The sequence below is a fragment of the Streptomyces sp. NPDC060031 genome (assembly GCF_042736805.1).
Lineage (GTDB): Bacteria > Actinomycetota > Actinomycetes > Streptomycetales > Streptomycetaceae > Streptomyces.
In genome coordinates this window covers 13422-31702 of record NZ_JBHWVM010000007.1, presented here as the reverse complement: position 1 = coordinate 31702, position 18281 = coordinate 13422, and the positions used below count along the sequence as shown (strand labels likewise).

Sequence of the window (18281 nt, the reverse complement as noted above, 5' to 3'; positions counted from 1 at the left end):
CCGGTGCCGGGTCAGATGCTCCAGCGGTTGATCTTCGCGTAGGCGGGGACCCACGCGTTCTCGTACGCGGCGCGGGCCGGCTCCGGCAGCACCCGCAGCACGGTCGCGCTGTCCGACTCGGAAGCGCCGTCGAGCAGCCACGGCAGGTACCGCGGGTTGTCGGGGCCGATGCGCTGCGCGTGGGCCTGGCCGAAGCCCATGAGCAGCGGCGGGGTCGCGACGTCGTCGATGACCGGCAGCCCCTCGTCCTCCTCGTGCTTGAAGTGCCCGCCGAGGCCCGTGACGAGGGCGTCGACCAGGTCACCGAGGCGCTCGTGCCCCGCCGGGTCGACCAGCGCGGCGTCGATCGCGTCCAGCATCGGGTCGATGGTCAGGTGCTCGGCCTCCAGCGCCTCGACGACCGCGAGGTCGTCGGGGCGGCCGGCGAGCGCTTCCCGGATGCCCGGCCACAGCGCCTCGTCCTCGGCGCCGTGGTGGACGTGCAGGTAGGACTTGAACATCTCCCAGCCCGCGGCGGTGCGCAGGATGGTGACGGGGTCGTCGCTGGTGCGGGCGGCCACCTTGGCCAGGTGCTCCAGCTCCCGTCGCAGCGCGTCGTGGATGACGAACATCATGGTCATGTCGTGCTTGAAAGTGGCGCTCATGGTTCTTCCTTCCGAGGTCCCCGTGCCCGCCGCGTCACGGCGGGCACTCCCGACTCACCGGGCGGCGCCGCTCAGGGCAAGTGCCGGGCAGTCTGGGGGAAGGGACGTGTCCGCGCGCTCAGCTCCCCGTCACGCCGTACCTCACGCCCGACCCCCGGCGGCCCTCGCCACCCGGCGGGCCCGTGCCCTTCACAGTACGGCGCCCCGCTGCGCCCCGGCGGCGCTCTCCACCGTCTCTCGAGCGGTCCCGAACCAGGCCTCCAGCGCCGCTCGAAGGCTGCCGCCGTCCGGCGCGGCCCACGCCACGTGGCCGTCGGGCCGCAGCAGCACGGCCTCGGGCAGCCGCAGCCCGCCGGGCGTCAGCTCCGGGTCCCAGCGCCCCTCGACCACGTCGACCCGGTCCGACCAGGCCCCGGCCAGTTCCTTCAGCTCCGCGTCGCCCTCGCCGCCGGTGAGCACCAGTACGCCGCGGGCCGCGTGCAGCAGTTCGGCGACCCGGGTACGGGCGCCGTCCGCGCGCTGCAGCTCGTGGTCGGGCAGCCGCAGCCCGGCCAGCGGGTGCCCCGGGGCGCCCATGTCGTAGCGGACGTCGATCCCGCTGACCAGTCCCGCCAGGTGCCGGGCCACCTCAGGGATCTCCACCAGCTCGCGCATGACGGCGCGCAGCGGCTCCATCTCCTCGCCGCTCAGGTACAGGCGGGTCTGCGCGCGGGTGTTGCGCATCAGCCCCTCGCCCACCGGGTGCCGCTCGGACTGGAAGGTGTCCAGCAGGCCCTCGGGGGCCCAGCCCTTGACCGTCGCGGCCAGCTTCCAGCCGAGGTTGGCGGCGTCCTGGACGCCCACGCTCATGCCCTGCGCGCCGGCCGGCATGTGGATGTGGGTGGCGTCCCCGACGAGGAACACCCGCCCGCTGCGGTACTCGGAGGCCTGGCGCGTGGTGTCGGTGAAGGAGCTCACCCACCGGGCCTCCGCGCCGTGCACGTCCTCGCCCGTCATCCGCTGCCAGGCGTCGGCGATCTCGGCGAAGGTCAGCTTGCTCTTGTCCTCGTGCGGGCGCAGCTTCTCGTCGTGGATGACGATGCGGTCCACGCCGTCCTCGAGGTTGAAGGCCATGACCATGCCGCCCGGGACCTGCTCGCCGATCGGCCGCTGGCGGATGTTCGCCCCGACCAGGTCGGCCATGTACATCCCCCGGGTGGCCTCCCACCCGGGGAAGTCGATGCCGGCCAGCTTGCGCACGATGCTGCGCGCCCCGTCACAGCCCACCAGGTACGAGGCGCTCTCCTCGCCCCGCCCGTCCGGACCCTCGTACTCGACGACGACGCCGTCCGCGCTCTCCCGGAAGCCGACCACCTCGTGCTCGCGGCGGACGGTGACCCCGATCTCGCGCACCCAGGCCTCCAGCAGGGCCTCGGTGCGGAACTGCGGGATCCCGCGCACGCTGTAGTGGTTGTCGTCGAGCTTGCTGAAGTCGATGCGCACGCCGCCGAAGTGGCCCTGCGCGTACTCGACCTCGCCGAACCGGGCGAGCAGCCCGCGCTGGTCGAACACCTCGGCCGCACGCTTGGTGAAGCCGACGCCGCGTGACTCGCCGCTCGGCGCGGGCAGCTTCTCGAAGACGACGACGTCCGCGCCGCCGAGCCGGATCTCGCCGGCGAGCATCAGCCCGACCGGACCCGCGCCGACGACTATTACGTCCTTGCCCATGGCTTCGTTCTCCTCGTGCAGCAGATGGATGAAGGTCGGTCAGGCGAAGAATTCCGTCAGCAGCCGGATGACCGGCTCGGGCTGCTCCTCGGGGAGCCAGTGCAGGGTCTCGTACAGCTTCACCACCCGCACGTCGGGGGCCAGCGAGGGGAGCACCTGCTCGAACTCCTCGTGGCTCACGGGGGAGGCGATCCCGAGCACCGGCACGGTGACCTTGTCGTACGTCGCCATGTCCTCGATGTCCTGCGGGAAGGCCCGGTACCAGCCGTTGGTCGCCCGGATCTGCTCGGGGGTGTCGTAGGCGCGGGCGAAGATGGCCCGGTCGCACGGACTGACCGAGTCCTGGTCGTAGAGGGAGTTCGCGAAGATCCAGTCGACGACGTGCCGCATCCGGCCGGCGATCAGCTTCTCCGGCAGGTCCTTCGTCTGGTTGAAGGCCCACCACCACATGGAGACCCCGGTGCCGGGGCGGCGCAGCAGCGGCATCGAATACTTGCTCTCGCCCGGGTGCATGACGTCGAGCAGGGCGAGCTTGCGGACGGCCTCGGGGTGGTTGACGGCGAGGCTGAACGCGACCATGGCGCCGATGTCGTGGCCGGCCACGTTGACGCTCTGGTAGCCGAGGTGGTGGACCAGGGCGCGGATGTCCGCGGCCATCGACTTCTTGTCGTAGCCGCCCTCGGGGCGGCTGGAGCCGCCCATCCCGCGCAGGTCGACCGCGATGACGCGGTAGCGGCGGGCGAGCTCGGGCATGATCTTGCGGAATTCCCACCAGGTCTGCGGCCAGCCGGGCAGCAGGACCAGCGGCTCGCCCTCGCCGCCGGCGACGTAGTGCAGCCGTACGCCGTCCAGGTCCGCGTACATGCTTCTGAAGTCACCCGGAAGCGATCTCGCCAGTTCCTCGTCGGTCGGGCTCTCCAGCCCGGTCAGATCCTCGATCGAGCCCGTGTGCTCGTCCACCGTCGTCATCTCGTACCTTTCTCGGCTCTGTGCTGTGCTGGGGCGGCCGTACGGGGGCGGTCCGTCAGCCGCGGAACGCGGGGGCGTTCTCCTCGGCCCACAGGGCGAAGGTGCGGCCGGGGTGGCCGGTCAGCTCTTCGATGTCGCCGGTGAGCGGCAGCGGCTCGGTGTCCTTGGACCACAGGACGAGCAGCTCGTCGGCGATGTCGGCGGGGATGTAGCCGGCGCGGCCCGCCTTCCACTCCTCGGGCGCCACGACGCGCACCGGGATCGCGCGGCCGGCGGCCTCCTCGACGGTGCGGACCTGCTCGGCGAAGGTGAGCGCCTGGGGCCCGGTGAGGTGGTAAGAGCGTCCCTGGAACCGGGGTTCGGTGAGCGCGGCCAGTGCGGCCTCGGCGATGTCCTTCTCGTTGACCGGGTCGGCGTAGCTGTCGGGGAAGGGCAGGCTGACGAAGCCCGCGCCCTTGAGGGCCCACGCCCAGGGCAGGCAGTTGCCCGCGAGGGCGCCGCAGCGGAAGGCGGTCGCCGTGATGGTGGAGGCCTCCAGCGCCTGCTCGACGACCAGGTGCGGGGCGGCGATGCAGTTGTCGGCGGCGTCCGGGAGCAGCACCGCGTCCGAGGACATGATCACCACGTGCCGGACCCCGGCGGCCTCGGCCTCCTTGACGAACGCGTCGATCTCGCTGGGCTCGCAGTACAGGAAGACGGACTCGACGCCGGCCAGCGCCGCCCGGAAGCCGGACGCGTCGTCCAGGGCGAGCGGTACGGACTCCACGCCCTCGGGCAGCGAAAGCTTCGACGGGTCGGCCGAGCCGGCCCGGACGGCGATGCCGCGGGCGTGCAGGAGGCCGATGAGGTGGGAGCCGACCTTGCCGCGGCTTCCGGTGACGAGGATGGTCATGACGGGGGTCCCTCCGGGACGCTCGGGTGACGGCTGGCCGTGCTCGACGGGCTGCGGACCGGCCCGGTCACTCGACCGGGCCGGTCCGCCGCGTACGGGGATGGTGTTCGGGGGGTGTCCGCGCTCGTGGGGGTGGGGCGCGGGGGTGCGGTCGCTCAGGCCGGGCCGAACCAGCCCTTGAGCGCGTCCGACAGGTCGCCGCCGTCCGGGGCCGCCCAGACGGCGTACCCGTCGGGGCGGATCAGCACCGCGCCCGGCACGGGGATGCCGCCCGCGGTCTCCGTACGGCTCCATGCGCCGGTGACGATGTCGATCCGGTCGGCCCACCCGGCGGCGGTCTCGCGCTCCTGCGCGAAGCCCTCGGTGGTGACGAGCACGCCCCGGGCCGGGTACAGCAGTTCGGCCACCGTCGTCACGCCGCCGTCCGCGAGCCGCAGCTCCAGGCCCGGCTCCACGCGCAGGCCCAGCAGCGGGTGGCCCGTCGCTCCGACCTCGTAGCGGATGTCGAGCCCGCTGACCTCGCCGGCGAGGTGGCGCGCCGCCTCGGGGATCTGCACCAGCTCGCGCAGGACGGCGCGCAGCGGCTCCATCTCCTCGCCGCTCAGGTACAGCAGCGACTGGGCGAGGGTGTTGCGCAGCAGCTTGACGCCCACCGGGTGGCGCTCGGACTGGTAGGTGTCCAGCAGGCCCTCGGGGGCCCAGCCCTTGACCGTCGCGGCCAGCTTCCAGCCGAGGTTGACGGCGTCCTGGAGGCCCACGCTGACGCCCTGGGCGCCCATCGGGGCGTGGTCGTGCGCGGCGTCGCCGGCGAGGAAGACCCGGCCGCGCCGGTACACCTCGGCCTGGCCCTGGGCGTTGGTGAGCGCGGTCATCCAGCTGGCCGAGGCCCCGTGGATGTCCTCGCCGGTGACCCGCTGCCAGGCGTCGGCGAGTTCGGCAAAGGTCAGCTCGCCCTCGCCGTGGTGCGGGCGCACGCCCGGCTCGTGGACGACGATGCGATCGGTGCCCGGCTTGGTGGAGACGGACAGGACCATGCCGCCGCCGGGGATCCGCTCGCCGATGGGACGCGGGCGGATGTTCGCGCCGACGACATCGGCCAGGTACATGCCGCGGGTGGCCTCCTCGCCGGGGAAGGCGATGCCGGCCAGCTCGCGCAGGGTGCTCTTGCCGCCGTCACAGCCCACCAGGTACGAGGCGCTCTCCTCGACCCGGCCGTCGGGTCCCTCGAACTCGACGACGACGGAGTCCCCGCTCTCGCGGTAGCCGACCAGCTCGTGCCCCCGCACGACGGGTACGCCGATCTCCTCCAGCCAGTCGCCGAGCATCGACTCGGTACGGGACTGGGCCAGGCCCATCACCCCGTAGTGGCTCTCCTCCAGGGAGTCGAAGTTGATCCGCACGCCGCCGAAGTGCCCGTGCTGGCCCCAGCGGAACTCCCCGATGCGCGAGAGCAGTCCGCGCTGCGCGAACACCTCGGCCGTGCGTCCGGTGAAGCCCAGGCCGCGGGACTCGCCGCTCGGCGCGGGCAGCTTGTCGTACAGGACGACGTCCACACCACCGAGCCGGAGCTCACCGGCAAGCATCAGCCCGACCGGACCCGCGCCGACGACTATTACGTCCTTGCCCATGGGTTCGCTCTCCTCGTGCAGACTCGTGCGTTCGGCGAAGTGGTTCATCCGGAATCGTGGTCAGTTCTGGTGGAGCCCTGGCTGAATCCCGCCTGCGGGCGCCTCAGCCGGCCAGTCCCGCCAGCCGCAGCAGCAGCGGTTTGACCCCGGTCGCCTCCACCGGGCCGCCCACACCTTCCGGCCGGGAGCAGATCAGCAGGGGGGCGTCGGCCTCCTGCGCGGGCAGCCGGCCGTGACTGCCGCGCACGGGCGAGGGGTCGAGCGGAACGACAGCCATCCGGTAGCGCATCCCGAGCTTCTTGCGGGCGAGCGCCCGGGCCGCCTTCACCTTGACGTAGGGGTCCTCGGGGTCCATGAACAGCTCGGCCGGGTCGTAGCCGGGCTTGCGGTGGATCTCCACCTGGCGGGCGAAGTCGGGCGCGCGGGCGTCGTCGAGCCAGTAGTAGTACGTGAACCACGCGTCCGGCTCCGCCACGGCGACGAGCTCCCCGGAGCGCGGGTGGTCCAGTCCGTGCTCCTTCTTGCCGTGGTCGTCGAGGAGTTCACCGAGGCCGGGCAGGTCCCGCAGGGCCTCGCGGGTGGCGTCCACGTCCTCGGGGCGGCGCACGTAGACGTGGGCGATCTGGTGGTCGGCGACGGCGAACGCCCGCGACGCCGCCGGGTCGAGGTACTCCATCCCGTCCTGGACGTGGACCTCCAGCAGCCCGGCCCGGCGCAGGGCGCGGTTGATGTCGACGGGCCGGCTGACCGGGGTGATGCCGTACTCGGACAGGACGACGACGGTGCGCCCGGCGCGGCGGGCGTCGTCCAGCAGCGGGGCCAGCGTCCGGTCGAGGTCGGCGGCGGCCCGGTGGGAGCGGGGGTCGTCGGGGCCGAAGCGCTGGAGGTCGTAGTCGAGGTGGGGCAGGTAGCACAGGGCGAGGTCGGGGCTGCGCGTGGCGAGGACGTGCCGGGTGGCGTCGACGATCCACCGGGAGGAGACGAGGTCGGCGCCCGGCCCCCAGTAGTGGAACAGCGGGAAGGTGCCCAGGCGCTCGGTGAGCTCGTCGTGCAGCTGCGGCGGGCGGGTGTAGCAGTCGGGTTCCTTGCGTCCGTCGGCGTAGTAGACCGGGCGCGGGGTGACCGTGATGTCGGTGTCGGCGCCCATCGCGTACCACCAGCAGATGTTGGCGACGGTGTAGCCGGGGTGGGAGCGGCGGGCCGCGTCCCAGATCTTGTCCCCGCCGACGAGGGCGTTGTGCTGGCGCCACAGCAGCACCTCGCCCAGGTCGCGGAAGTACCAGCCGTTGCCGACGATGCCGTGCTCGCTGGGCAGCGCTCCGGTCAGGAAGGTGGCCTGGGCCGAGCAGGTCACCGCGGGCAGCACGGTGCCCAGCGGGGCCCGCGAACCGGCGGCGGCCAGCTCCGTCAGGCGGGGCATGTGCTCCAGCAGCCGGGGGGTCAGGCCGACCACGTCCACGACGAGCAGGGGCGTGGGTTCGGTGGTCTGCGTCATGTCAGCTCCGTCAGTCCCAGGTCGGTGAGCAGGTCGCGGGCGAGGGCGAGTTCGGCGGCGATGCCGTCGGCGAGCGTGGCCGGGCCGTCGGGCCGCAGCCCGGCCGGCAGGGCCTGCCAGGTGTACGTCTCCACTTCCAGGTGGTGCGTACGGGCCGGGCCCGAGCCGAGGAGCCCCGTCAGCGCCTCGCGCAGCACGGGCAGGGTGGAGGCGAGCGGCGGCGCCGGGTCCGCGTGCAGGGGCAGGTGGAAGTGGGCCCGCCAGGGCCCGGTGTCGGGCAGCGCGCCACCGGACAGGGCCTCGCCGAGGTCGTCGGCGCCGTGCAGCCGGCCCTGGCGGTCCAGGGTGCGCGTCTGGTGCAGGAAGCGGGGCTCGGCGTACGCGGCGAGCGCGGCGCGCACCTCGGGCAGGTGCGGGTGCTCGGCGTGCAGGGCCGCCGACAGCTGGGCCTTGACCACCGGGATGCCGGCCTCGGCCAGCACGTCGAGGGCGGTCTTCGGCTCCTCGAAGGAGGTGGCGAGGTGGCAGGTGTCCAGGCACAGCCCGATCCGCTCGCCGGCGGCCGAAGCCAGCGTGGCGACGGCGTCGGCGGTGGTCTCCACCGTGCAGCCGGGCTCGGGTTCCAGGCCGACCCGGATGGAGCGGCCGGTCCGCTCGTGGAGCTCGTCGAGGTGCGCGGCGAGCCGCAGCAGGGCCCCGCGGGCGGCGTCCGCGGCCCGCGGGTCCTCCTCGTAGGGGGTGCGCCAGGCCAGCGGGAGCGTGGAGATCGATCCGTGGGAGGCGTCCGCGGGCAGCAGGGCGGCGAGCACCGCCGCGAGGTCCTCGGTGTACGCGAGCCGCTCGGGCTCGGTCCAGTCGGGCCGGTACACCCGGTACTTGACGTGCTCGGCGCCGAAGCCCTCGTACGGGAAGCCGTTGAGGGTGACGACCTCGAGGCCGCGGCGCTCCAGCTCATCGCGCAGCCGGCCGAGCGCCGCCGGGTCGGCGGTCAGGGTGCGGGCCGCGTCCCTGGCCAGCCACAGGCCGATGCCGAGGCGCTCGCGGCCCAGCCGCAGCCGGACCGGCTCGCAGTTCTCGCGCAGCTGGGCCAGCACCCCGTCCAGGCTCTCCGCGGGGTGCACGTTCGTGCAGTAGGCGAGGTGGACGGTGGATCCGTCGGGGTGCCGAAAACGCATCGGTCATTCCCCGCCGCGGAGTATCGAGTTGCCGGCGTGCAGGGCCGCGGGCTGCGGGGTCTGGAGGTTCAGGCGTCCGCTGAGGCCGTAGAAGGCGACGGGGTTGCGCCACAGCACCAGGTCGACGGTGTCCTCGTCGAAGCCGGCCGCCAGCATGGCGTCGGCGACGCTGCGGGTCTTGAGCGGGTCGCTCTTGCCCCAGTCGGCCGCCGAGTTGACCAGGACCTTCTCCGGGCCGTAGGCGCGCAGGATGGCGACCATCCGGTCCTCGTCCATCTTGGTGTCGGGGTAGACCGAGAAACCGAGCCAGCAGCCGGCGTCCTTGGCCTCCTTGACCGTCGTCTCGTTCAGGTGGTCGAGCACCACCCGGTCGGCGCCCAGCGCCGACTCGCGCACCACGTCGATGGTGCGGCGCATCCCCTCCAGCTTGTCCCGGTGCGGGGTGTGCACCAGCGCCGGCAGTCCGTGGTCGGCGGCCAGCTGGAGCTGGGCGGCGAAGGCGGCGTCCTCCTCGGGGGTCATCGAGTCGTAGCCGATCTCGCCGACGGCGACGACGTTGTCCTTGACGAGGTAGCGGGGCAGCTCGTCAAGGACCGGCGTGCAGCGCGGGTCGTTCGCCTCCTTGGGGTTGAGCGCGATGGTGCAGTGGTGCGTGATGCCGTACTGCGCCGCCCGGAACGGCTCCCAGCCCAGCAGCGCGTCGAAGTAGTCGTAGAAGGAGGCCGGCGAGGTGCGCGGCTGGCCCAGCCAGAACGCCGGCTCGACGATGGCGCGCACGCCGGCCGCGTACATCGCCTCGTAGTCGTCGGTGGTGCGCGAGGTCATGTGGATGTGCGGGTCGAAGATGCGCATCAGTTCGGCGCTGCCTCTCGGGTCAGGGTGAGTACGAGACGGAGGTCCGCGGGCACGGGCCGGCCGGCTGCCGTGCGCTCGGCCGCCTGGCCCTGGAGCATGCGGGCCAGCTCGGTGTCGCCGGCGGCGCGGCGGGCGAGGTCGGCGACGAAGGCCACGGGGACCGAGGTGAACAGGCACTTCAGTACGGCGTGCCGCCAGGCGTGCGCGTCCAGGTGCGCGGCCGCGTACGGGCCGACCGCGGCCGCCACCAGCCGGGTGTCGTTGGTGCGCAGCGCGTCCTCGACCAGCGCCAGCCCGTCGGCGGGGTCGAGGGACAGCCGCGGCAGCGCCAGGAGCACGGCGCGCCGCTCGGCCGCCGTGCCCTGCCGGTAGAGCCGTACGACGGTGGCGGCGTCCGGGCGGGCCGCCTCCAGCAGTTGGACGCGGGCCAGGTCGGCGGCCTCGTCGCCGCCGCAGCGGCGCCCCGCCTCGGCGAAGCGCAGCTCCCACACGGGCAGCCCGGCCGGTTCGGCGGCGCCCCGGTGCTCGCGGGCGGCGTCCAAGGCGGCGACGAGCCAGGCGCGGCCCCCCGGGGCGGGGATCCTGGACTCCATCTGGGGGATCGTCACGGGGTGCCTCCATCGCGCAGGAATCGCAGGGACCGGGCGGCCTGTTCGGGGCCCGCGTGGGAGTGGCGGGGCAGCTCCACGACGGTCAGACCCCGGTAGCCGACCTCCTCCAGGGCGGCCAGCACGGGCGGGAAGTCGATCTCGCCCTCGCCGAAGGGCAGGTGCTCGTGGACCCCGCGGCGCATGTCCTCGATCTGGACGTGCCGCAGCCAGGGGGCGACCGCGCGCACGCACTCGGCGGGCGGGCTCGGCTCCAGGCACTGGCAGTGCCCGATGTCGAGGGTGATGCCGAGGGCGCCCGGGCTGCCGAGTTCGGTGCGCAGCCGGTGGAAGTCGTCGAGGGTGGCGAGCAGATGGCCCGGCTCGGGCTCGATGGCGAGCGGCACCCCGGCGCTCTCGGCCGCGTCGAGGACGGGGCCGAGGGTGTGCGCGAGCGTCTTCCACGCGGTGTCGGGGTCGCTCTCCGCGGGCCGGATGCCGCTGAAGCAGTGCACGGCGTGCGCGCCGAGGTCGGCGGCGACGCGTACGGCCCGCACGAGCAGGCCCACCCGGGCCGCCCGCAGGTCGGGGTCCGGGTCCAGGAGCGAAGGGCCGTGTTTGCGGCGCGGGTCGAGGACGTAGCGGGCGCCGGTCTCCACCGTGACGTCGAGCCCGAGCCGGTCGAGGCGGCGGGCCACGTGCCGGGTGCGGGCCGCGAGGCCGGGGGTCATCGGGTCCAGGTGCATGTGGTCGAGGGTCAGGCCGACGCCGTCGTAGCCGAGGTCGGCCAGCAGGGCGAGGGCGTCGTCCAGGCGCAGGTCGGTCAGGCCGTTGGTGCCGTAGCCCAGCTTCAGGCTCATGTGGGGCTCACCTTCCGGGCGAGGCGCCGGGCCACGGGAACGAGGCCGGCGAGGACGAGCGCCGTCCCGGGCGCCCCGGCCCGCGCGGCGAGCGCCGCCTGCAGCGGGATCATGGCCCGGATCCCTCCGCCGACGGCCCGCTGGGTGAGCGGCGGCGACGGATTGAGCGCCGCATGCCACAGCGGCCGCCCGGCGGTGACGGCGTACATCCCGGCCATCCCGGCCCCGGCAGCCACCCGCAACCGCTCGCCCCCGCCGAACGCCCGCATCCCGGCCACCAAAGAGGCCGCCAGCCCACCCGCGGCGAGGGCCCGCAGGGCGGGGGCGCCCGGCGGGGCGGGGCGGGAAAGGGCCCACAGGAGGGCGGACGGGCCGCGGCCCGCCAGGGACACCGCCGGGCCCGGCTCGGACGGGAGTTGGGCGCGGGACGCCGCCGGCGCCACCGCGCACAGGACGGCCGAACCGCCCCCGGTGAGCACCGCCAGCACCGCCGTGTTGGCCAGCGCGGCCAGCGCCGTCGCGGGCGCCCCGCCCTGGGTCTCGCGCCGCGAGACCGCGGTGACGGCGTACGTGTGCACGCCCAGCATCCCCGCGGAAGCGAGCACGGGCCGCAGCCCGCCACCCCCCGCACCTGGTCCCGCACCAGGTCCCGCGGCCGCACCGCCGGAGGCCACCGCGCCCAGCATCAGGTCCAGCGACCGCGCCGCGGCCATCGCCGCCGGGCCCGCCGGGGTGTGCTTCAGGCCCAGGTCGTACGCCCAGACCGTGCCCGCCAGCGCCCCCGCGACCGCCGCCGGCCGGCGCCCCGCGCAGGCCGCCAGCGCCACCCCGGCGGCCGTGAGCCCGCCCGCCGCGGCCAGCGCCGCACCCGGCCGGATCCGCCCCGAGGGGATCGGCCGGCCCGGACGCTCCCGAGCGTCCTCCTCCCGGTCGGCCCAGTCGTTGAGCGCCATTCCCGCCGAGTACAGGCACAGCGACGCCCCGACGGCCAGCGCCGTCCGCGGCCCCGGCCGCACCCCGGCCGCCGCGGCGCCCGCCAGCGCGTCCCCGGGAACGGTGAACAGCGCGGAGATCCGCAGCAGCTGCGCCCAAGCCCCCAGGCCCCCGCGTCCGCTCACCGCGCGCCGCCCAGCCGCGCGGCGAACGCCAGCAGCTCGTCGTACTGCCGCGACAGCGCGGCCTCGTCGCCGTCGGGGTCCTTGAAGTAGAAGCCCAGCTCCGGCAGCGGCCCGGCCAGCCCCACCTCGTGCGCCCGCGCGAGCAGCCGGGCCAGGTCCAGCACCAGCGGCGCGGCGAGCGCCGAGTCGCAGCCCTGCCACGTCGTCTGGAGGGTCATCCGGGTCCCGAGGAACCCCTCGAAGGCGACGTGGTCCCAGGCCGTCTTCCAGTCGCCGAGCGCCGGCACGTCGTCGATGTGCGTCTGGCCCTCGGGCAGCGAGCCCAGCGCGTCCAGCAGCACCCGGCTCTTGCCCGCGTTCTTCGCGGCGGCCGCGGCCGGGTCCCCGCCGAGGGCCGCGCCGTCACCGCCGCCGAGCAGGTTCGCCCCCGACCAGGCGAGCACCCGCAGCTCGCGCTGCGCGAACATCGGCGCCAGCACCGAGCGCAGCAGCGTCTGCCCCGTCTTGCCGTCCCGTCCCGCGTACGGCAGCCCCGACGCGGCGGCCTCCGCCTCGGCCGCCGGGTGCCGCAGCCCCGCCGAGGGCGTGAAGTTGACGTACGGGCAGCCCGCCCGCACGGCCGCGCGCGCGTAGAGCGTGCTGGCCGGCAGCCGCCCCGCACCGGCCACCGCCGCCGGCTCGGTGGAGGCCACGTTGACCACGACCGTACGGGCCGTCCCGCGGCGGCGGGAGAAGTCCGCGATGTCCGCGGCGAAGGCGGCCACCAGCTCCTCGTCGGAGCGCCCGTCACCCGGCAGCGGCCCGCCCGTGCGTATCTCCGCGTCCGCGTCGGCCAGTTCCCGGTGCACCGCCGACACCAGCCCGTACGGCAGCACGCCGCCCGCGGCCAGTTCCTCGGCCCGCTTGGGCAGCGTCCCGGCGGCCACGTCGTGCCCGCCGAAGACCAGCGAGCCCAGTGGCGGCACCCCACTGCCGGCGAACGCGGCGCTCTCGGTGACCAGTCCGGCCGCCGGCCACAGCCCCGCGGCCAGCGCGGCGCCCCCCGCGACCACCGTGGTGGCCACGGAACCGCGCGCCCCGATCAGCCACACTCCCGTCGCGGGACCGGGAGCGGCGCCGGGCGGATCGGTGGCGAGGGCGGTGTCGGTGTCGGTGTCGATGGGATGCGGCATGGCCGGCCTCCAGAGCACGTCGGCGCTTGTCGTCCGCAGGCCTGGCTGGAATTGGACCTGCGGGACGAAAACGTAACCCCGGGCTCTCGAGCCCACATCGAGAGCGCCGCATTCTCGAGCCGACATCGAGACCGGCCCGAGCCGTTGTCTTGCGGCCGGCCCCACTCTGTCTTCCAGGATTCCAGGATCGATCGCCGGCTCTCCGGAGGAGACTCATGCCCGCATTGCCACCCCCGCGCGTCATCCGCACCGTAGAAGGAGTGCGGTCGGGTCTTCAGCGACTGACCCGGAAGCTCGCGCCCGCGCCGTTCGCCCTCCTCGAACTCGCCCAGGGCTCGATGGTCACCCAGGCCATCTACGCCGCCGCCGAACTGAACGTCGCCGACGCCCTGGCCGACGGACCGCTGACCATCGACGAACTGGCCGGCCGGGTCGAGGCCCACCCCGAGTCCCTCTACCGGCTGCTGCGCCTGCTCGCCAGCTACTCGATATTCACCGAGCAGAAGGACGGCCGCTTCGCCCTCACCCCGATGGGCAGCGCGCTGCGCTCGGACGTCGACATGTCCATGCGCGACACCGCGCTGCTGATGGGCCACCCCACCCACTGGGAGGACTGGGCCTTCCTCGTGGACTCCGTCCGCACCGGCGAGGCCAGCCTGCCCAAGCACCGCGGGATGGGCGCCTTCGATTACCTGGAGTTCGACAAGGAGTACGGCGAGGTCTTCACCAACGGCATGGGCGGCATGTCCGTGACCGAGACCCTGCCGATCGTGTCGGCCTACGACTTCTCCCGCTACGCCACCATCGTCGACTTCTGCGGCGGCCAGGGCGGCCTGCTGGCCGGCATCCTGGAGCGCGCGAAGAACAGCCGCGGGATCCTGGTCGACCCCCGCATCGAGACGAACGGGGCCCACGAGTTCCTCGCCGGCGCCGGGGTCGCCGACCGCGTCACCGTCGAGAACCGCGGCTTGTTCGACGTCCCGCCGTCCGGCGGCGACGCGTACATCCTCAAGCACATCGTCCACGACTGGCCGGAGCACCAGGCCCTGGAGATCCTGCGCAACATCCGCGAGGCCATCAGCCCCGACGGCCGGATCCTGCTCATGGAGATGGTGCCCACCCCGGGCAACTCGGCGCACTCCGCCAAGCTGATCGACCTGTGGCTGATGCTGCTGGTCGGCGGCAAGGAGCGCACCGAGGAGCAGTACGGGGAGCTGCTGGCCAGCGCCGGATTCGAGCTCACCGGCGTCCACCAGACCGCCGCGGCCATCTCCATCATCGAGGCCCGCCCGGTGTGACCGGGCGGTTCCAGCACCACCGCGCGGCGGCCCTCAGGGCCGCCGCGCACTCTTGTGCGCCCACCCGCCGCCCGGCCCCGTCGGCCCGGTGGACCCCGTCGGCCCGGTGGCTCCGGTGACGCCCGTCGCTCCCGCCGGCCCCTCGACGCCCTCGACGCCCGCGGCGTCCGCGGCCCCCGCGAGCCCGTCGGACCGGTTGCGGACGCTGCGCGCGGCGGCCGCCGCGGCCACCAGGGCCGCCGCCACCGAGGCGAACCCGCCGAGGAACAGGCCCGAGCGGGCCCCCGCGTGCTCGGCGAGCGCGCCGACCAGCAGGCTGCCGAGCGGGGTACTGCCCTGGAGGATCAGCGTGTACAGCGCCATCACCCGGCCCCGGTACGCGGGGTCGCTGCCCAGCTGGATCCGGTGGTTGGCCGCCTGCGCGAAGTACAGCGCGGCGAAGCCCGTCACGAACAGCAGCACCAGCGCCGAGCCGAAGTTCGGCGCCAGGCCCGCGGCGATCTCCGCCACACCCAGCCCCAGCGCCGCCAGGATGACCGTACGGGCGGCGGGGCGCCCGCGCCGGGAGGTGGTCACCAGCGCGGACAGCAGCGCGCCGCCCGCGTACGCCGTGGTCATGAGCCCGAAGGAGTTCACACCGGCGTCGAAGACGGTCTTGGCCAGCAGTGGCAGCAGCAGCTGGAAGTTGAGCGAGAACAGCCCGATGGCGCCGACCAGCAGCACCGGCATCGACAGGTCGGGGCGGTCGCGTACGTAGCGCAGCCCGTCCGAGACCTTCACCGGCCCGGCCGCCCGCGCCCCGCGCAGCAGTTCGCCGGGCCGCATCATCCGCAGCCCGGCCACGGTCGCCAGGTAGCTGGCCGCGTTGACCACCATCACCCAGCCGGTGCCGAGCAAGGTGATGAGCAGGCCGGCCAGGGCCGGCCCGGCCACCCGGGCGATGTTGAAGTACGCCCCGCTGAGAGCGGACGCGTTGGGCAGCAGCTCGGGGCCGACCAGCTCGCTGACGAAGGCCATCCGGGTCGGGATCTCGACGGCGTTGACCACCCCGAGGCCCAACGCGCACAGCCAGATGTGCCACAGCTGTACGGAGCCCGCGAGCGCGAGCACGGCGAGCACCAGGGCCAGCGCCCCGGAGGCCAGGTTGGCGGCGGTCAGCAGCATCCGCTTGTCGTGGCGGTCGGCGAGCCGGCCCCCGTACAGCGTGAACAGCAGCGGGGCGAACTGGAGCGCGGTGACCACGCCCAGGGCGGTGCCCGAGCCGTCGGTCAGGCCCAGGACCAGCCAGTCCTGGGCCACCACCATCATCCAGGTGCCGGCGGCGGAGACCACCTGGCCGCCGGCGAACAGCCGGAAGTTGCGGACGGACAGCGAGCGGAACGCGTACGCGATGCGGCTGTGGCTCATGAGCGGGCGGTCACGCTCCGCGCCCGGTCCGGGTCACGCAGTCCTCCAGGAAGGCCAGGGCCCGCAGATGGTACGAGCGGGCGGCCCAGCCGAGGCTGATGTTGTGCCCGGCGTCGGGCTGCCGGTCGATCTGCACCCGGGGCGCGGCCGTCAGCCGGCTCGCCAGGTCGGCGAGGTCGTGCTCGCCGTGGTGCCACCACGCCTCGTGCTCGGCGAAGGTCAGCCGGATGGGCACCTGGATGCGCGGCGCGAGCGAGGCGAACAGCTCCGTCCAGTGCCCGAGTTCGCCCTGCTCGCGCGAGGGCATCGGGGCCACCACGGCCGAGCTGTGGCGGAAGGTCCGCGGCGGGTAGAGGCGCAGCGGCCCCCACTGGCGCCGGTTGTCCTTGAGTCCCTCCACCGGGTCGCCCGGGGCGAAGCGGTGGCCGCAGCCGGAGATGTCCAGGCCCAGCAGCCCGTCGTCGCCGGTCAGCCCGGCGGCGGTGGACATGACCAGCTTGCCGCCGTAGGAGTGCGCGAGGAGGAACAGGCCCGCCCCGGAGGGGTAGCGGGAGGTGAAGTCGGCGAGGGCCGCGCGCAGCAGGACCGCCTGTCCGGCGAGCGCGAGGCCGTCGGGGAAGAGCGCGGCGGACTCCCCGTACCCGGGGCGGTCGACCGCGAGGACGGTGTAGCCCAGGCTCGCCCCGAGGGCGAGCAGGGACGTCTCCGGGTGGGCCTGCCCGTCGAAGTAGCCGGCGTTCATCCCGCCGCCGTGCACGGCGATCACCGTGGCCCGCGGCTCGATGTGCTCGGGCATGCTGAGCAGCGCGGACAGGGTGACCCCCGCCGCGTCCAGGGTGATCCGGCGCACGCCCGGGGAGAGACCCGCGAGTGTTGCCGGGACCGTCGCTGTGCTGTCCATCGGTTACCCCCGTGGTGCGGCCGGCGGCCGGGCCCGCGGTGCGGGCCCGGCGGCGTGGTCAATGCGCTGCGCCGAACCAGCGGCTCAGAGCGTGGTCGAGTTCCTCGGCGCTGTCCCCGCCCCAGGCAACGTGCCCGTCGGGACGGATGAGCAGCGCCGCCGTGCCGTTCAGCGGGTCGTCGCCGTCCACGGGCTTGGCCGTGGCGGTGGTGATGTTCAGCTGGTGGGAGCGGCCCGCCGCGGCCGCGCGCAGGGCGGGACTGTCGGCGAGGTCGAGGAGCACGGCGCGCCCCTGGTGCAGCAGGCGGGTGGTGCTGGTCTCCTCGCCGTCGGCGGTGACGAGCGAGCGCTGCGGCATCCGGTGGCCGGCCAGCGGGTGGCCGCCCTCGCCGAGGTCGTAGGCGATGTCGAGGCCGCTGACGATGCCGGCCAGGTGACGCTTGACGTCGTCGTAGCCGATGAGCTCGGCGAACAGCGCCCGCAGCGGGTCCGATTCGGCGCCGCCGAGGAACACCGTGCCCTGGGCGCTGGTGTTCATCAGCAGCCGCTCGCCGACCGGGTGCCGCTCGCCGTGGTAGGTGTCGAGCAGGTCCTCGGGGGCGCCGCCGGCCACGACCGCGGCCAGCTTCCAGCCCAGGTTGGCGGCGTCCTGCACACCGGTGCTCAGCCCCTGGCCGCCGGCCGGGAGGTGGATGTGCGCCGCGTCGCCGACGAGCAGGACCCGGCCGCGCCGGTAGTCGGTGGCCAGGCGGGCGGCGTCGGTGAAGTAGCTGACCCATTCGGCCCCGCCGGCCCGGATGTCCTCGCCCGTGATGTGCTCCCAGGCGTCGGCGACCTCGGCGAAGGTCACCGGCTGGGCGTCGCGCCCGCGCGCCGGGGTCCCGTCGGGGCAGACGATGATGCGGTCCACTCCGGGGGCCAGCGGCGCGGCCATGACCATGCCGTTGGGCTGGCGTTCGCCGAGGAACCGCGGGCGCAGCGAGCAGCCGGTGACGTCGGCGAGGAACATCGCGCGGGTGGCCGCGCTGCCGGGGAAACCTATCCCGGCGGCCTTGCGGACGCTGCTCTGTCCGCCGTCACAGCCCACCAGGTAGGAGGCGCGCAGCTGCTGCACGCCGTCCGGGGTGGACACGGTGATCTCGACGCCGTCGCCGTCCAGGAAGCCCTCGGACAGGTCCAGGAAGTCCCAGCCGCGCCGGATGTCCGCGCCGAGTTCGCCGGCCCAGTCCTCCAGCACGCCCTCGGTGATGTTCTGCGGGATGCCGCGGGCCCCGAAGTGGGCGCCGGGCAGCACCGTGTAGTCGAACTGCACGCCGCCGAAGTGGCCCAGCGGGCTGGTCTCCAGCGTCTCGCCCTGCCCGAACCTCGGCAGCAGCCCGCGCTGGTCGAACACCTCCATGGCGCGTGCGGTGAAGCCGAGGCCACGGGACTGGCCGGTGGGCTGGGTGAGGCGCTCGGTGACGATGACGCTCGCCCCGCCCAGGCGCAGCTCGCCGGCGAGCATCAGCCCGGTGGGGCCGGCGCCGACGATGATGACGTCCGCGTCCACGGCTGTCCCTTCCATGGGGGTCCT

At 74.3% G+C, this 18281-nt stretch carries 16 protein-coding genes; 1 reads left to right on the top strand and 15 read right to left on the bottom strand.

Going from position 1 to position 18281, the window contains the following annotated elements; all coding sequences use genetic code 11:
- Nucleotides 1–11: 11 nt before the first annotated feature.
- The 12 genes from ACFWB8_RS04625 to ACFWB8_RS04570 form a co-directional block, all read right to left on the bottom strand.
- Nucleotides 12–644 carry a hemerythrin domain-containing protein gene (locus tag ACFWB8_RS04625; RefSeq protein WP_385222437.1) on the bottom strand — a complete coding sequence of 211 codons (633 nt, stop codon included), beginning with the start codon at nucleotides 642–644 and terminating at the stop codon, nucleotides 12–14.
- A gap of 189 nt (nucleotides 645–833) precedes the next feature.
- A complete protein-coding gene (locus ACFWB8_RS04620; RefSeq protein WP_385222434.1) occupies nucleotides 834–2351 on the bottom strand; it encodes an FAD-dependent monooxygenase in 1518 nt (505 codons plus the stop codon).
- Between the two features lie 39 nt (nucleotides 2352–2390).
- Nucleotides 2391–3320, bottom strand: coding sequence for an alpha/beta fold hydrolase (locus ACFWB8_RS04615; protein ID WP_385222431.1), 930 nt, complete (start codon nucleotides 3318–3320; stop codon nucleotides 2391–2393).
- A gap of 55 nt (nucleotides 3321–3375) precedes the next feature.
- On the bottom strand, nucleotides 3376–4212 hold the full coding sequence (locus ACFWB8_RS04610) for an NAD(P)H-binding protein (protein ID WP_377779110.1): 837 nt from the start codon (nucleotides 4210–4212) through the stop codon (nucleotides 3376–3378).
- 155 nt (nucleotides 4213–4367) lie between these two features.
- The gene (locus ACFWB8_RS04605) at nucleotides 4368–5888 is read right to left on the bottom strand and encodes an FAD-dependent monooxygenase (protein ID WP_385222428.1); all 1521 of its coding nucleotides are present in this window, start codon (nucleotides 5886–5888) and stop codon (nucleotides 4368–4370) included.
- A gap of 55 nt (nucleotides 5889–5943) precedes the next feature.
- Nucleotides 5944–7335, bottom strand: coding sequence for an alkaline phosphatase family protein (locus ACFWB8_RS04600; RefSeq protein WP_385222425.1), 1392 nt, complete (start codon nucleotides 7333–7335; stop codon nucleotides 5944–5946).
- Complete coding sequence (gene eboE, locus ACFWB8_RS04595) at nucleotides 7332–8510, bottom strand: metabolite traffic protein EboE (RefSeq protein ID WP_385222423.1); 1179 nt, start codon at nucleotides 8508–8510, stop codon at nucleotides 7332–7334. The genes ACFWB8_RS04600 and eboE overlap by 4 nt, the downstream gene beginning before the upstream one ends.
- Before the next feature lie 3 nt (nucleotides 8511–8513).
- Nucleotides 8514–9362, bottom strand: a complete 849-nt coding sequence (locus ACFWB8_RS04590) for a TatD family hydrolase (RefSeq protein ID WP_377779119.1) — start codon at nucleotides 9360–9362, stop codon at nucleotides 8514–8516.
- Nucleotides 9362–9958: an EboA domain-containing protein gene (locus ACFWB8_RS04585; RefSeq protein WP_385222636.1), complete on the bottom strand. Its 597-nt coding sequence runs from the start codon at nucleotides 9956–9958 to the stop codon at nucleotides 9362–9364. The genes ACFWB8_RS04590 and ACFWB8_RS04585 overlap by 1 nt, the downstream gene beginning before the upstream one ends.
- An 11-nt stretch (nucleotides 9959–9969) precedes the next feature.
- Nucleotides 9970–10812, bottom strand: a complete 843-nt coding sequence (locus tag ACFWB8_RS04580) for a sugar phosphate isomerase/epimerase family protein (RefSeq protein ID WP_377779117.1) — start codon at nucleotides 10810–10812, stop codon at nucleotides 9970–9972.
- A complete protein-coding gene (locus tag ACFWB8_RS04575; RefSeq protein ID WP_385222419.1) occupies nucleotides 10809–11930 on the bottom strand; it encodes an SCO3242 family prenyltransferase in 1122 nt (373 codons plus the stop codon). Before ACFWB8_RS04575 ends, ACFWB8_RS04580 begins: the two co-directional genes overlap by 4 nt.
- Nucleotides 11927–13102 carry an inositol-3-phosphate synthase gene (locus tag ACFWB8_RS04570; protein ID WP_385222416.1) on the bottom strand — a complete coding sequence of 392 codons (1176 nt, stop codon included), beginning with the start codon at nucleotides 13100–13102 and terminating at the stop codon, nucleotides 11927–11929. Before ACFWB8_RS04570 ends, ACFWB8_RS04575 begins: the two co-directional genes overlap by 4 nt.
- A 260-nt stretch (nucleotides 13103–13362) precedes the next feature.
- Between ACFWB8_RS04570 and ACFWB8_RS04565 the strand changes: the two genes are divergently transcribed.
- On the top strand, nucleotides 13363–14400 hold the full coding sequence (locus ACFWB8_RS04565; RefSeq protein WP_385222413.1) for a methyltransferase: 1038 nt from the start codon (nucleotides 13363–13365) through the stop codon (nucleotides 14398–14400).
- A 33-nt stretch (nucleotides 14401–14433) separates the two neighbouring features.
- Here ACFWB8_RS04565 and ACFWB8_RS04560 read toward each other — a convergent pair whose 3' ends face one another.
- Genes ACFWB8_RS04560 through ACFWB8_RS04550 form a run of 3 tightly spaced genes read right to left on the bottom strand, consistent with a single transcriptional unit; the run spans nucleotide 14434 to nucleotide 18272 of the window.
- Nucleotides 14434–15807 (bottom strand): MFS transporter, encoded by a 1374-nt coding sequence (locus ACFWB8_RS04560; protein ID WP_385222411.1) that lies wholly within the window; start codon nucleotides 15805–15807, stop codon nucleotides 14434–14436.
- 10 nt (nucleotides 15808–15817) lie between these two features.
- Nucleotides 15818–16708: an alpha/beta hydrolase gene (locus ACFWB8_RS04555; protein ID WP_385222408.1), complete on the bottom strand. Its 891-nt coding sequence runs from the start codon at nucleotides 16706–16708 to the stop codon at nucleotides 15818–15820.
- A 58-nt stretch (nucleotides 16709–16766) separates the two neighbouring features.
- A complete protein-coding gene (locus ACFWB8_RS04550) occupies nucleotides 16767–18272 on the bottom strand; it encodes an FAD-dependent monooxygenase (protein ID WP_377779149.1) in 1506 nt (501 codons plus the stop codon).
- Nucleotides 18273–18281 lie beyond the last annotated feature (9 nt).

Bases quoted from the DNA above. Each gene is read 5' to 3' on its own strand.
- ACFWB8_RS04625 (WP_385222437.1), bottom strand. From the start codon at position 644: ATGAGCGCCACTTTCAAGCACGACATGACCATGATGTTCGTCATCCAC.
- ACFWB8_RS04620 (WP_385222434.1), bottom strand. From the start codon at position 2,351: ATGGGCAAGGACGTAATAGTCGTCGGCGCGGGTCCGGTCGGGCTGATG.
- ACFWB8_RS04615 (WP_385222431.1), bottom strand. From the start codon at position 3,320: ATGACGACGGTGGACGAGCACACGGGCTCGATCGAGGATCTGACCGGG.
- ACFWB8_RS04610 (WP_377779110.1), bottom strand. From the start codon at position 4,212: ATGACCATCCTCGTCACCGGAAGCCGCGGCAAGGTCGGCTCCCACCTC.
- ACFWB8_RS04605 (WP_385222428.1), bottom strand. From the start codon at position 5,888: ATGAACCACTTCGCCGAACGCACGAGTCTGCACGAGGAGAGCGAACCC.
- ACFWB8_RS04600 (WP_385222425.1), bottom strand. From the start codon at position 7,335: ATGACGCAGACCACCGAACCCACGCCCCTGCTCGTCGTGGACGTGGTC.
- eboE (WP_385222423.1), bottom strand. From the start codon at position 8,510: ATGCGTTTTCGGCACCCCGACGGATCCACCGTCCACCTCGCCTACTGC.
- ACFWB8_RS04590 (WP_377779119.1), bottom strand. From the start codon at position 9,362: ATGCGCATCTTCGACCCGCACATCCACATGACCTCGCGCACCACCGAC.
- ACFWB8_RS04585 (WP_385222636.1), bottom strand. From the start codon at position 9,958: ATGGAGTCCAGGATCCCCGCCCCGGGGGGCCGCGCCTGGCTCGTCGCC.
- ACFWB8_RS04580 (WP_377779117.1), bottom strand. From the start codon at position 10,812: ATGAGCCTGAAGCTGGGCTACGGCACCAACGGCCTGACCGACCTGCGC.
- ACFWB8_RS04570 (WP_385222416.1), bottom strand. From the start codon at position 13,102: ATGCCGCATCCCATCGACACCGACACCGACACCGCCCTCGCCACCGAT.
- ACFWB8_RS04560 (WP_385222411.1), bottom strand. From the start codon at position 15,807: ATGAGCCACAGCCGCATCGCGTACGCGTTCCGCTCGCTGTCCGTCCGC.
- ACFWB8_RS04555 (WP_385222408.1), bottom strand. From the start codon at position 16,708: ATGGACAGCACAGCGACGGTCCCGGCAACACTCGCGGGTCTCTCCCCG.
- ACFWB8_RS04550 (WP_377779149.1), bottom strand. From the start codon at position 18,272: ATGGAAGGGACAGCCGTGGACGCGGACGTCATCATCGTCGGCGCCGGC.